Annotated in this window: 9 protein-coding genes; 8 read left to right on the top strand and 1 reads right to left on the bottom strand. The window is 42.9% G+C overall.

Annotated features, from left to right (window positions below; translation table 11 throughout):
- Positions 1–1,505: 1,505 nt before the first annotated feature.
- The 8 genes from BN161_RS19565 (at position 1,506) to BN161_RS19530 (ending at position 11,971) form a co-directional block, all read left to right on the top strand.
- The gene (locus tag BN161_RS19565) at positions 1,506–3,125 is read left to right on the top strand and encodes a DUF6377 domain-containing protein (RefSeq protein ID WP_044269506.1); all 1,620 of its coding nucleotides are present in this window, start codon (positions 1,506–1,508) and stop codon (positions 3,123–3,125) included.
- A 102-nt stretch (positions 3,126–3,227) separates the two neighbouring features.
- A complete protein-coding gene (locus BN161_RS19560; protein ID WP_044269504.1) occupies positions 3,228–3,416 on the top strand; it encodes a type II toxin-antitoxin system HicA family toxin in 189 nt (62 codons plus the stop codon).
- Positions 3,417–3,454: 38 nt separating this feature from the next.
- Entirely contained in the window at positions 3,455–3,847 is a 393-nt protein-coding gene (locus BN161_RS19555) for an antitoxin HicB (RefSeq protein WP_044269503.1), read from the top strand.
- A 362-nt stretch (positions 3,848–4,209) separates the two neighbouring features.
- Entirely contained in the window at positions 4,210–7,152 is a 2,943-nt protein-coding gene (locus tag BN161_RS19550; protein WP_044269502.1) for a SusC/RagA family TonB-linked outer membrane protein, read from the top strand.
- Between the two features lie 21 nt (positions 7,153–7,173).
- Positions 7,174–8,871, top strand: a complete 1,698-nt coding sequence (locus BN161_RS19545) for a RagB/SusD family nutrient uptake outer membrane protein (RefSeq protein WP_044269501.1) — start codon at positions 7,174–7,176, stop codon at positions 8,869–8,871.
- A 73-nt stretch (positions 8,872–8,944) separates the two neighbouring features.
- Entirely contained in the window at positions 8,945–10,240 is a 1,296-nt protein-coding gene (locus BN161_RS19540) for a histidine-type phosphatase (protein WP_044269499.1), read from the top strand.
- A gap of 187 nt (positions 10,241–10,427) precedes the next feature.
- Positions 10,428–10,907, top strand: coding sequence for a 2-C-methyl-D-erythritol 2,4-cyclodiphosphate synthase (ispF, locus tag BN161_RS19535; RefSeq protein WP_007210486.1), 480 nt, complete (start codon positions 10,428–10,430; stop codon positions 10,905–10,907).
- Between the two features lie 47 nt (positions 10,908–10,954).
- Complete coding sequence (locus BN161_RS19530) at positions 10,955–11,971, top strand: metallophosphoesterase family protein (protein ID WP_044269497.1); 1,017 nt, start codon at positions 10,955–10,957, stop codon at positions 11,969–11,971.
- A gap of 117 nt (positions 11,972–12,088) precedes the next feature.
- Here BN161_RS19530 and BN161_RS19525 read toward each other — a convergent pair whose 3' ends face one another.
- The gene (locus tag BN161_RS19525; RefSeq protein WP_044269495.1) at positions 12,089–13,615 is read right to left on the bottom strand and encodes an alpha-N-arabinofuranosidase; all 1,527 of its coding nucleotides are present in this window, start codon (positions 13,613–13,615) and stop codon (positions 12,089–12,091) included.
- Positions 13,616–13,652: the final 37 nt, after the last annotated feature.

Genomic DNA, 13,652 nt, shown 5'->3' with positions numbered 1-13,652 from the left:
GCGTATTTCTGTATCTGGTTGTCATACAGTAGAATGCGGTTTTTCCTTCCCGTATTTCCTCTGCAACGCACTCCCGGGCGCAAAGAAACGATTCTCGGAGCGTTGATAATACAAAATGTCAGAATGATACTTAGCGCCCATCCGGAACGGTTTTGAATGAACGGGATTCATCCGTTTCCGGTATCTTTCTGAAGGATAGCTCATGGATCAGATGATATTTATATACAAATCGCTCTTCCAAACCAAGATGATTCACTATTGGTTATCAGGTGATTACAAGAACCCAATTTCCTGTTTACAAAAAGTTAGGAGTTTGTCGACAAGAAGTTAACTCCTTGTCGACAAACTCCTAACTTCTTGTAAATGGGAAACAGGCCGTTTTTCGGTCTTATTTACAGCCTTATTTATGTACCGAAGGCGAAAACCAGCACATATCTGAGGATATTAGGGCTGTTTAGTGCCGTAAATACGGTGATTTTGCATAGATTATGAAGAAACGGTATATATGCGCATTAGTAGTTGATATACAGATGATTAATATGAATTTATTGTATGGTTATCGAAAAAAGAGTGTCGACAAATTTGCAGAAATTCTTTTGTTGTAAGATTGATCTTGATTCATGTTTCGCAAAGGAATAGGTATGCTGATGAATGGTAATTTAGCGGTGAGAATGAATAGGCAGAACTATCTCAATTCTCCTCCTCCTCGGAGGAGGAGTACCCGTAGGGGGAGGTGGTAGGTAAAATAATAAATACCTATTAATAAGAATATTAAGGAATTCTTTCCCACCTACCACCCCGCCCTCTGGGCACCCCTCCTCCGAGGAGGAGGGGAATTTAGATAGTCCGAGTATTTCACCGCTAAATTATCATTTATAAACCTCCGTGTACTCCGTGGTGAAAAGATTCAAACCCCATCAATAATGAATCAAATAATGAAACATACTGTCTCAACCTCTTTGTCAAAGGCAAGTAGTAACACATTCATGTTACATTTTCGGCTTTTCAGCCGTCCGGCCTCCACATTTGCCCGATTTGACTTGCCTTTGAGGTTAAAAGAGTTTTTACTGCTTCTGCCTAATGTTGTAATCTGGTAAGCATAAAAAAAGCGGTAAGGCATTTGCCTATCCGCCAGAGAGGGAGTCGAAGCCCTTACGCACAAACAGGAAACGCCTACCGCATAAACGATGAGGCGTATAGTCTGTTCTATGTGCGTATAGATAATTTTCGACTTTTCTCTGGCACAAGAAATCAGCTAAACGCTTTTTCTTTAATATGTAAAATCATAGTCGTGTTTACGACTGCACAAATATAATAAATAATCGAATCATAGAGTACAGAATTCTTTATTTTTTTCAGCAAAGCTTATTTTTTTCCTTTATGAAACCGTACGTCAACGTTTCCGGTGAATTCCTGCCAAAAGACTCATGAAACTTTCCATTTCAGATATTTATTCCGTATTTTTGTCCGTGAAGATTTATTGTTAAACCGTGAAAGAAATCCATATGAGGCAACTGAAAGTAATTTTGGCAGTCTTTTTTGTATCCTTGTCCCTGTATTCTTATGCCAATGAAACAGACTCTTTGCTTCGGGTACTTGATATGTCTATCAGGAACCGCCCTCAATATACATTAGAACGCCAGGAACAGATAGATGCTTTGCAACGGAAACTTCGTTTGCCTCATTCGGATCAGGAACGCTTTGATGTCTATCGCGAATTGTTCGGCAAATACCGTTCTTATCGCATGGACTCCGCCTTGTGGGTTGCCAACCAGCGTGTGGAGCTTGCCAAGCGCATGAAGAATCCCCTTCACATTTATTCCGCGGAACTGAATGTGGCCGAAGTCATGATCGGAGTGGCCATGTATAAGGAAGGGCTGGAGATACTGGACGGCATTAAATCCAGCGACTTGGATGCTTCCGGCATTTCTTACTATTATTATCAGTATCACCAGGTTTACACGTTAATGGCGGATTATGCTTTTTCCGATAAGATGAAAGATCATTACCGGAGTCTTGCTTATCAGTATAAAGATTCTATTCTCAATATCCGGAAGCCAGGTTCGCAGGGTTATCTGCTGATGAAAAGTGAGAAACTACTGTACGAGGAAAAATACGATGAAGCCATCGAGATACTGAGCAGTTGTTACGAGACGCATAAACAGAAAGGATATAGCGTTGCCATTCCTTCCATCGGGCTGGCGAATGCTTATGGCGTGATGGGGAAGACAGAACTACAGAAGAAATATCTGATTATTTCCGCTATTGCCGACATTCAGGCAGCGACGAAGGAATATATTTCTCTTTGGAAACTGGCAAACCTCTTGTTTCAGGAAGGGGATATTAACCGTGCTTATACCTATATAGAATGTTCCATGCAGGATGCCACATTCTGTAATGCCCGCTACCGTACACAGGAGATTTCGGAAATGCTTCCCATTATTAGCCGGACTTATGAGAATAAGTTGCGGCAGGAGAAGACACAAATGGTTGCTTTGTTCGTCCTGACTTCTGCTCTGCTGATAATCCTGCTGATTGCCCTGATGTTCATTTTCTATCAGATGAAGCGGCTGAACGTTGCCCGGAAGGCGGTGAGCGATATGAACGAGGAGCTCAAGCATATCAATGCAAACCTGCATACATTGAATGATAAGTTGCAGGAGTCCAACCAGGTGAAGGAAGAATACATCGGCTACGTTTTCAATATGTGTTCGCTCTACATCAACAAGCAGGAGGAACAACGGAAAATGCTTGCCCGGAAAATTAAAACCGGACAGTTGGATGATCTTTACAAGACTGTTAATTCTTCTTCTTTCGTAGCTAATGAACTGAAGGAGTTCTTCTATACGTTCGACAGTGTGTTCCTGAAACTCTATCCTAAGTTCATAGAGCAATTCAACACTTTGCTTCAGGAAGATGAGCGCATTTGTCCGAAGGAAGGTGAGTTACTGACACCGGAGTTGCGTGTCTTTGCTCTGATCAGATTGGGTATTACAGATAGTGGGAAGATTGCTAACTTCCTTCATTATTCAGCCCAAACGGTGTATAACTATCGCTTAAAAGTGCGGAACAAATCTCAGCTTTCTAAAGAAGAATTTATGGAAGCGGTGCAGCAAATTGGATGAAAGATCGTGCATATTCGGTGAATTATAGTAAAATAACGAATAATTTATTTAGTACTATTCATATTATTACTATATTTGTATGCTAATTAAGTCCAAAGCGTTATGAGTTACAAATCAGTGAAAGACGTTGTAACTATGTTGCAAGAGAACGGTTTTGTTCTAAGGAGTCAGAAGGGTAGTCACATGAAGTTTGAGAAAGACGGCAAAGTGGTTATTGTACCGAATCATAATAGCAAAGGCGTTGAGAAAGGCACTTATTACAGTATTTTGAGGCAAGCGGGGCTGAAATAAGTCCCCCTTGTTCTCATGATTTAAAAACAGGAGGTAATATGAAAACAGTAGAAGTTATTGTCGAACATGCAGGAAAGAATCTCAGCGCTTATATCGAAGGTGCCCCGGTTATCACTGTGGGCAATGATATGCGGGAGATTGAGGATAATATGAAGGAGGCTATTGAACTGTATCTGGAGGATAATCCTGGTCCTTGCGAATTGTTATCCGGGGATTTTGATTTGAAGTTCAAGATTGATGCTGCAACCTTTATCAACTATTATAGCAATATCTTTACCAAAGCTGCGCTAAGTCGTATCACGGGAATCAATGAACGTCAGTTATGGCACTATGCGGCTGGAGTTCACAAACCTCGCAGGCAGCAATTGGAAAAAATACAGAAAGGTATTCAAGCGTTGACGAAAGAGTTATCTGCCATTAATTTGCTTTAGAATACAGACTACCTAAAATATAAAGAAACACTATATTGCATTGATGAAATCTTGCAGAATGGTGTATTCTCGAAGTGAGGAGGCTATTTTTAGCCTCTTTTTATTTTCCTCAAATGTCTCCTCTTATCTACTTTCCTTGTATATAAGAGAAAATGTATATTTTCTGTATATCAGTTAATTATCTCTTTTCTGATTCTACTTCCGTCTACTTTGCCCATCTACTCTGATCACTTATCCTGAAAGTAATGCTTTAACTTTGCCGTAGAAAATAAAGTTAACAATAGGTCTTCTTTTAGGTATTAGTTTTTATTGGGTAAAATGTAGAATGAATTATCTTTTTTATTAATTATAATAATAACCTTATGAAAAACATTTTTAGACTTGTCAAGGGACTTCTCCCTTTGTTGGGATTACTACTATCCCTGTCGCTTTCAGCACAAGACATCGTGGTGAAAGGGCATGTGAAGGACGCTATCGGTGAATCGGTTATCGGAGCTAACATTCTTATTAAAGGTACTTCTATAGGTACTATTTCCGATGTGGACGGCAATTTTACACTGAAGGCGGCTGCCGGAAATGTACTTACCGTCACCTGTATCGGCTATAAAGGGCAGGAAATCACCGTGACAAACAAACCTCTCATTGTAGTTACCATGCAGGAAGACAGCGAATTGCTGGACGAAGTAGTAGTCATCGGCTACGGACAGGTGAAGAAAGGCGACGTGACCGGATCTTTGCTGACCGTGAAACCGGATGAGCTGAACAAAGGTAAGCAATTGACGGCTGAAGATGCTCTGGTGGGTAAAGTTGCCGGTGTGAATATCGTGCCGGGTAATGGTGCGCCGGGTAGCGGCGGTACCATCCGTATTCGTATGGGAGCCTCTTTGTCGGCAGATAATGATCCGCTGATTGTTATTGATGGAGTACCCGTGAGCAATACTTCTATCAGTGCCATCAATCCGAATGACATTGCTTCCTTTACAGTATTGAAGGATGCTTCTGCCACAGCTATTTACGGTTCGCGTGCCTCCAATGGTGTCATCATCATCACTACCAAGAAGGGAAGTGCCGACGGTACCTCTCGTCCCTCCTTCAACTACAACGGAAACATGACAGTGAGCAATGTATATCAGTATATGGATGTACTTTCTACCGAAGAATTCCGTCAGGCTTTTGCCGAGCATGCCAATGCTCCGGAGACTTTCAAGCTGGGCAATGCAGATGTAGACTGGCAGAAAGAAATCTACCGCGTGGCACTGGGTACGGATCATAACTTGTCCATGACCGGAGCTTTGAAGAATATGCCTTACCGTGTGTCCGTAGGATATACTAACCAAAATGGTACATTGAAGAATAATAACTACGAGCGTATCAACGCCAGTGTAGGTCTGTCTCCGAAGTTCTTTGATAAACATCTTTCTGTAGATATCAATGTCAAGGGAAGTATTGAGAATAATCAACCGGTTTCAACAGGCGTGATTGGCAGTGCCATCTCTTTTGATCCTACCCGTCCCGTTTACGAAGACTATGAAGGTAATGTAGGTTTGGGATATTATACATGGATGAATGGCGGTAAACCCATCACGCTGGCCGCTGCGAATCCGGTTGCCGATTTGGAACTGGCTGACAAACTCGAAAAGACAAAACGTTCTATCGGTAACATTGCCCTTGACTACAAGGTGCACGGATTGGAAGACTTGCGCTTCAATCTGAATATGGGCTATGACATCCAGAAGAATGACAATCGTGAAAATGTACCCGATCTTGCTCCCTCCATGTACACTGGTAATCAAAATGACGGTACGGGCAAGCGCTATAAATACCATCAGACCAAGCGCAACACCTTGCTCGATTTCTATGCCAATTACGACAAAGAACTTAAAGATCATCACATCAATGTCATGGGTGGTTACGGCTGGCAACGTTTCTGGTATAAGAATAATAGCGTTACCACCGATACCGAAGGCAAAGAACTGGCTACTCCTCAGCATGCCGAAGCCGAACTTTATCTGCTTTCTTTCTATGGACGTGTAAACTACTCCTGGAAACAACGCTATATGCTGACGGCTACTCTGCGTGCAGATGCTTCTTCACGTTTCTCTCCTGATAACCGTTGGGGGTATTTCCCTTCAGTTGCGGCAGCCTGGCGTGTGAACGAAGAGGCTTTCCTCTCGAACTTCAAAGCCCTGTCCGATTTGAAACTCCGTTTGAGCTACGGGCAGACCGGTCAGCAATCCATCGGTTCTTACTATCAGCACCTGCCGACTTATACGGCATCTTATGACGAATCCCGCTATTACTTTGGTGATCAATGGTACACTACTTACCGTCCCAATGGCTACGATGCCAACATCAAGTGGGAGACTACCGAAACTTATAATATCGGTATCGACTATGGTTTCCTGAACAATCGCATCTCCGGTACGATTGATTATTACTGGCGTACTACCAAAGACCTGCTGAATAAGATATTCGTTCCTGCCGGAAGTAACTTTACCAATATGATTGAAACTAATATCGGTAATATGAAGAGTAAAGGTCTGGAAATCGGTATCAATGTGATTCCCGTGAAGAATAAGGATTGGGAATGGACAGTCAGCGGTAACTTTACCTGGAATACTTCCGAAATAACAAAGCTGAACACCATCGACCGTGAAGATAACTATGTAAAGACTGGTAATGCCGGTGGTACGGGTAAATATCTGCAAGTCCACATGGTAGGCGAAACTCCGAATACTTTTTACCTGTTGCAACAGGCCTATGACGATAATGGTAAGCCGCTGGATGGCAAATATATCGCAAAAGATGGTTCCGTCACCAGCAGCGAAGAAGATGCCAATAAGTACGTGACCGGCAAAAGCTCCAAAGCTCCTTACTACTGCGGTCTTTCTACCCGTCTGACATACAAGAACTGGGATTTGGGTATCAACGGACATGGAAGCTTCGGTGCTTATGTCTATAACTATGTGAAAGCCTCCGATTCTTTGGACGGACTTTATGGTGGAACCGGCGTTTCCAGCAATATTCTGCGTTCTACTCTTGAAACCGGATTTACGCAGGATCGCATCTATACCGATTATTTCCTGGAGAAAGGCGATTTCTTCCGTATCGACAACATCACGTTGGGGCATACCTTCGATAAGTTGTGGAACGAAAAGACCTCTCTTCGTCTCTCTTTCACAGTACAGAACGTATGTACGTTGACAGGTTACAGTGGTCTTGATCCGGAAATCTACAGTGGCATCGATAAGAACATCTATCAGCGCCCGCGTATGTTCATGCTGGGAGTAAATCTTAATTTTTAATTCATGAAAAATCAGAAAACAATGAAAACGAAATATTTCAAGTTAGCAAGTATATGTCTGGTATCTCTCTTCCTTCTTTCTTCTTGTCTGGGAGATTTGGATACATTGCCTTTGGACGACAATGAGTTGGTGGGCGAGAAGGTTTATTCTACGCCTGAGGGATACATCGGAGTATTGGCAAAGTGTTATGCCAGCCTTATCCAGACCGGACAAAAGGGTGGTGATGGCGGAAACGGTGACGTGCCGGGTATTGATGAAGGTTATAGTGGTTATACACGTGCTCTGTTCTATTTGCAAGAGGCTTGTACGGATGAGATCGTTTTCCATTCCGGTGGCAGTCATGGAAGTTTGTCACTGTTGTATATGAACTGGGACCCTTCGACAAAGATTATTTGCTATTCATATTATCGTCTGTATATGGCCATTAACTACTGCAATGAGTTTTTGCGCGAAAGTGCGGAAGGGAAGCTGAAAGCCCGTGGCGTATATGATGCTTTGCAGGCTGAAATGCCTTATTACCGTGCCGAAGCACGCTTCATCCGTGCTTATTGCTACAGCATGATTTGCGACTTGTACGGTTCGGCTCCCTTCATTGATGAAACGATGGATGTAGGTACGATTCCCCATCAGAAGACCCGCCAGGAAATCTACGACTATGTGGTTTCCGAAACGGAAGAACTGACAACCTTGCTGAAAGAACCGAAGCGGAATGAGTATGGCCGTGTGGATCGTGTGTCGGCTTGGTTTCTTCTGGCACGTGTCTATCTGAATGCCGAAACATGGGTAGGCAAGAATGAATATACCAATGCTTATAAATATGCCAGGAAAGTGATTACGGAAGGTAATTATCCGTTGGCTTCCGATTATCGTCACATCTTCCTGGCAGATAACAATACTTGCTCCGAAATCATCTGGCCCTTGGTGCAGGATGCTGACTATGCACAGAGCAGTGCCGGAACCAACTTCCTGATTAAAGCATTGATGAATGGTCCGATGGATAGCTATGTAAAAACCGGAGTAGGTAGCCGTGGCTGGGGTAATGCCCGTGTAAAGGTGGCGCTTGTAGATAAGTTTGATGAGGCTGACCAAACCTTCTATGAAAATGATCCCTGGGGAGATAATAAGAAGGATAAGCGTGCACAGTTCTTTACCATCGGTCATACAAAGGAAACCTGGGTAGAAGGTAAGGCTTTCCAGAAGACTTTTGAGAATGGTTATGCGTGCATCAAATGGAGAAATGTAACCAAGGACCGTAAGGAATTGGTAGATGGCGGTACTAAGTATTCGTCTGTAGACCTCCCGATGTTCCGTACGGCAGATGCTTACCTGATGGCGGCTGAGGCTATTCTTCGCGGGGCTGCGGAAGGTACGCGTGCTGAGGCGCTGGGTTATGTAAATGAAATCAGAGACCGTGCTTATATGTCCGGCAACTATGGTGACGGGGTATCCGGTCGTATTACCGACGGTCAGTTGAATCTGGATTTCATTCTGGATGAAAGAGCCCGTGAGATGAATATGGAGTTGGTGCGTCGCACAGACCTGATCCGCTTCGGCAAATTCACAAAAGGATATAACTGGGACTGGAAAGGTAGCAGCGACGGTGAAGTTGGTACGTATGTGGGTAAAGATGTGGACGATAAGTATAAATTATATCCCATTCCGCAGGATGAGTTTACCACGAACCCGTATCTGACGCAGAATCCGGATTATCAGAAATAAGGATGAAGGTTGATTCATTACTTTCCCTTTTTACTAATACAATAATAAATACATTAAAAATGATAACTTATTTATGAGAATGAAACGAACTCTTTTTTCAATCGTCCTGTTAGCTGCTTTTGTTGTTCAAGGTTTATATGCACAAGCCACACGCGAAGAAATCTTCAATGATATTGCAACGACAGGTGGTGTATATTACGCTTATCCCGGTCCTTCGGGTGTCCAGACCAAGGCTCCGAAAGGTTATGAACCCTTCTATATCAGTCACTATGGTCGTCATGGTTCCCGCTGGCTGATTGCGGATGAAGACTACGTCCGCGTGATGGAAGTCTTTGAGAAAGCCCATGCAGCCGGAGTATTAACCGATTTGGGCGAAGATGTCCGTAAACGTCTGGACATTGTCTGGGCAGATGCCAAAGGACATGGCGGCGACCTCAGTCCGGTAGGAGTGAAGCAACAACGAGGCATTGCCGAACGTATGTATCAGGCATTCCCTGAAGTATTTAAAGGCGAACCGCAGATGTCTGCCCGCTCTACCGTAGTTATCCGTTGCGTACTCAGCATGGATGCATTCTGCGAACGCCTGAAGGAGTTCAACCCGAAGATGCAGATTGAGCGCGAATCCAGCAATAAGTATATGGATTACCTGAATTTCCATACACAGGAAGCTATGAAGTTTACTTCACGCAAAGGGCCTTGGTATGAGGAATTCCGTAAGTTCGAAGAAGAACATGTCCGTCCGGAACGTCTGATGAATACACTGTTCAATAGCAAAGAGTATATTCGTAAGAATGTGAATCCTGAAGAACTGATGCGCGGTCTGTATTGGGTTGCTTCTGATATGCAGAACGTGGAACCGGAGGTTTGTTTTTATGATATCTTTGAGAAGCAGGAATTGTTTGATATCTGGCAGATACATAACTATAAGAACTATGTATGCGACGGCCCTTCGCCCATGACGAACGGACTGATGCTGGCAAACGCCAAATCTCTGGTCGAGAATATCATGGACTCGGCAGATGCGGTGATTGCCTCGGGTACAAACTCGGCCACTTTCCGCTTCGGACACGACGGTAATGTTATTCCTCTGGTGGGCTTGCTGAGACTGGAGAACTGCTATAATGAAGAGTCCGATCCGGCCAAATTCTATCAGGCATGGTGTAACTTCAAAATGGTGCCTATGGCTGCCAATGTGCAGATTGTTTTCTTCCGTAAGAAAGGCAGCGCAGACGATATCATCGTGAAGTTCATGCTGAACGAGAAAGAAGTGAGTATTCCGGTGAAGACCGACATCGCTCCTTTTTATCACTGGAAGGACGTCAGGGCATTCAACAAAGACCTACTGTCCCAACTGCCGGATAGACCGTAAATCATAAGGAATACGGAATAGAACGCAAATTACACAGGTTACGCAATTTCTTTCAGGCCTCCTATCGGTTGCCTTATATAAGACGAAAAATTGCGTAATTTGTGTAATTTGCGTTCTGTCTTTATTCCCCACTTGCTTTTTTTCCGTACTTTCGTGCATTCATCCAATAAAATTAAAGAAGAACGATATGAAAATACGTGTAGGCTTTGGCTTCGATGTACACCAGTTGGTGGCAGGACGTGAACTCTGGTTAGGCGGTATCCGCCTGGAACATGAGAAAGGATTACTCGGACATTCGGATGCCGACGTGCTGATTCATACCATTTGCGATGCCTTGCTGGGAGCCGCCAATATGCGTGATATCGGTTATCATTTTCCCGATACCGCAGGAGAGTTCAAGGACATAGACAGCAAAATATTACTGAAGAAAACCGTAGAACTGATTGCAACCAAAGGCTATTCCGTGGGCAACATTGATGCAACCATCTGTGCGGAACGCCCCAAACTGAAATCCCATATTCCCGCCATGCAGCAGACGCTTGCCAAAGTAATGGGAATAGACGAAGACGACATCTCCATCAAAGCCACTACTACGGAAAAGCTTGGTTTTACCGGTCGGGAAGAAGGAATCTCAGCCTATGCAACAGTTTTGATAACCAAAGAATAATACTGATTTCAACCTAATAAACTACCTAAAAACTAATTACTAACAACATGAAGAGAATTTCTTTAACCCTTTGTCTGGCTTTTCTGACAGTTCTGTTCTGCCAGGCACAGGTTGCCCCCTTAAAGTTTAACAAGAACGGAGAGTTTAAAATCGTCCAGTTTACCGACATCCATTTTCAGTATCACAATCCAGCTTCAGCCATTGCCTTGAAGCGTATCAACGAAGTCCTGGAGGCCGAACGTCCCGATTTGATTGTTTTTACCGGAGATGTAGTTTATGCACCGCCTGCTGATACAGCTATGCGAGCCGTACTTGATTGTGCTTCCTCCCGTAAGATACCTTTTGTCGTGACTTTCGGTAACCATGATAACGAACAAGGCAAAACGCGTGCCGAATTATACGATATTATCCGTTCCATGCCTTACAACATCCAGCCCGACCGCGGTAGCGTTGAGTCTCCCGACTACGTCCTCACCGTGAAATCTTCGGATGGTAAGAAAGATGCTTCAGTGCTCTATTGCCTGGATTCTCACTCTTACTCCAAATTACCGGATGTGAAAGGGTATGACTGGCTTACATTCGATCAGGTGAACTGGTATCGTCAACAAAGTGCAGCTTTTACCGCTAAGAATAACGGAAAGCCTTTGCCTGCTTTGGCATTCTTCCACATCCCGCTGTCCGAATACAACGAAGCAGCTTCTGATGAGAACGCCATCCTTTATGGTACACGTATGGAAAAAGCCTGTTCGGCTGCTATTAATACCGGTATGTTTGCCGCTATGAAAGAAGCAGGTGATGTAATGGGTACGTTTGTCGGACATGACCATGATAATGACTATTCAGTCATGTGGAAAGGTATCGTACTGGCTTATGGACGTTTCACAGGTGGTAATACGGAATATAACCATCTATCTAACGGTGCACGCGTAATTGTGTTGAAGGAGGGGGAACGTACCTTTACTTCCTGGATACGCCTGAAAGGTGGTGAGTTAAAAGATAAAACAGTCTATCCCGATAGCTATGTGAAGGATGACTGGCGTAAACGTCCGTTGGTTACGGAGTAATATTGCAAGGAAAGTATATATTCAAATAGTTGAGGCTGAATCAAAAATCCTAGTTTGATTCAGCCTTTGTATGTTATGACAATCTTATAAAGAATGATGTCATTTTGTGGAAGAGGATTACTTTACTTTTACAATAATCTGTGTGAATGATCGCGGAGCAAATGAATATGTTATTTTCTCACCGGAAGTTTTTATTTCTTCTTTCTTTATATCAACGTTCTGTTCGTTTACAGAGTTTGTAATATTTGTGTTTGCTCCTGATACAATATTGGCTGTCGCTTTTTTATCGAAAGAGCCGGTTTGAGAAAGGATATCAGCTGTAATAGCTTTGTCTTTATTACGGTTAACGACATTGATCACTACTTCGTTCCGTGAAGGTTCGTAAGTGGATGAAACGTCCAGATAAGGAACTTCTTTATATTTATCAGTAGAATACGCCGGACTTTTTATGTATATGTCCAGTGCTTTTCCACGGCAGTTATTGGCAAAAAGATAGAGTGGGTAATAAGTGGTTTGCTTCCATAATTTATCATTGTCAACACGCATCGGAGCGATGACATTTACTAATTGTGCCATATTGGCCATCTTGACAATGTCACAAGTACGTAAGAATATATTGAGGTATTGAGCTACAATAAGAGCGTCCTGTAAATCATATATTTCCGATAGGGTATTGTCAGTACCTCCGAATGTCCGAGTCCATGCATTCCATTCGTCGAAAGCTATAAAAACATCTCTGGAAGAACGATTCTTCATTTTCGCTTCCTTTATCTGTTGTTCTACAATGCGGATGTAATTCTCTACTTCAATAGTATTTGTCAGATATGTGTAGTAATCTGAGGTGTTGTGCGAATAATGATGAAGAGAGATGTAATCGATGTAGTTATACATTTCGTCCAGTATTGTCCGGTTCCATTTATTCCAGTCGGCATCGTAATTGCTTGAACCGCTGGCTATGAGCTTGATGTCTTTATCAATCCAGCGCATTAATTTTGCTGTTTCTATTGCTATTTTAGAATAATCTTCGGGTGATTTGTGTCCCATTTGCCACGGACCGTCTACTTCATTGCCTAACCCCCAATACGTTACTTTATGCGGTTTTTCAAATCCATTTTTACGGCGAAGGTCTGAGTAGTATGTTCCTTTCTCCACATTGCAGTATTCCACCCAATTTCGTGCTTCATCCAATGAACCGGTTCCCAGATTGACACAGAAATAAGGTTCCACTTTTGCTTTGCGAGCAAATTGAATGAATTCATCTGTTCCTATCATATTACTTTCTTTACCTCCCCAAGCCAGGTCAATCCGAGTAGGGCGTTTGCTACGATCTCCAATACCATCTTCCCAATGGTAACCTGAAACGAAATTCCCTCCGGGCCATCGTAAGATGGAAACTTTTAACTCTTTTGTCTGTTCGATGACGTCTTTGCGAAAGCCATCTTCATCTGCTTGAATAGACTTCGGATCATAAATACCTCCATATATACCTTGTCCTAGATGTTCCGAAAAATTTCCGTATAGATGAGGGTTAATCTGGTCAATTATGCGATCTGTGTCTATTTTTATAATTGCTCTTTCTTGAGCAATCGTCTCATTGGGAAATAGAAATAAGAGAGAAGCAAATAATAAATTATACTTTTTCATAATGGTTGAATTAATAGATTTATAATAATACGGGAGT

It is taken from the genome of Bacteroides timonensis (assembly GCF_000513195.1).
Lineage (GTDB): Bacteria > Bacteroidota > Bacteroidia > Bacteroidales > Bacteroidaceae > Bacteroides > Bacteroides timonensis.
Note: the sequence above shows the minus strand (reverse complement) of the source record. Positions and strands in the feature narration are given on the sequence as shown.

What these genes read in the sequence shown, in the direction of transcription:
- BN161_RS19545 (WP_044269501.1), top strand. Translation starts at nt 7,174, where the DNA reads ATGAAAACGAAATATTTCAAGTTAGCAAGTATATGTCTGGTATCTCTC.
- BN161_RS19550 (WP_044269502.1), top strand. Translation starts at nt 4,210, where the DNA reads ATGAAAAACATTTTTAGACTTGTCAAGGGACTTCTCCCTTTGTTGGGA.
- BN161_RS19565 (WP_044269506.1), top strand. Translation starts at nt 1,506, where the DNA reads ATGAGGCAACTGAAAGTAATTTTGGCAGTCTTTTTTGTATCCTTGTCC.
- ispF (WP_007210486.1), top strand. Translation starts at nt 10,428, where the DNA reads ATGAAAATACGTGTAGGCTTTGGCTTCGATGTACACCAGTTGGTGGCA.
- BN161_RS19560 (WP_044269504.1), top strand. Translation starts at nt 3,228, where the DNA reads ATGAGTTACAAATCAGTGAAAGACGTTGTAACTATGTTGCAAGAGAAC.
- BN161_RS19525 (WP_044269495.1), bottom strand. Translation starts at nt 13,615, where the DNA reads ATGAAAAAGTATAATTTATTATTTGCTTCTCTCTTATTTCTATTTCCC.
- BN161_RS19555 (WP_044269503.1), top strand. Translation starts at nt 3,455, where the DNA reads ATGAAAACAGTAGAAGTTATTGTCGAACATGCAGGAAAGAATCTCAGC.
- BN161_RS19540 (WP_044269499.1), top strand. Translation starts at nt 8,945, where the DNA reads ATGAGAATGAAACGAACTCTTTTTTCAATCGTCCTGTTAGCTGCTTTT.
- BN161_RS19530 (WP_044269497.1), top strand. Translation starts at nt 10,955, where the DNA reads ATGAAGAGAATTTCTTTAACCCTTTGTCTGGCTTTTCTGACAGTTCTG.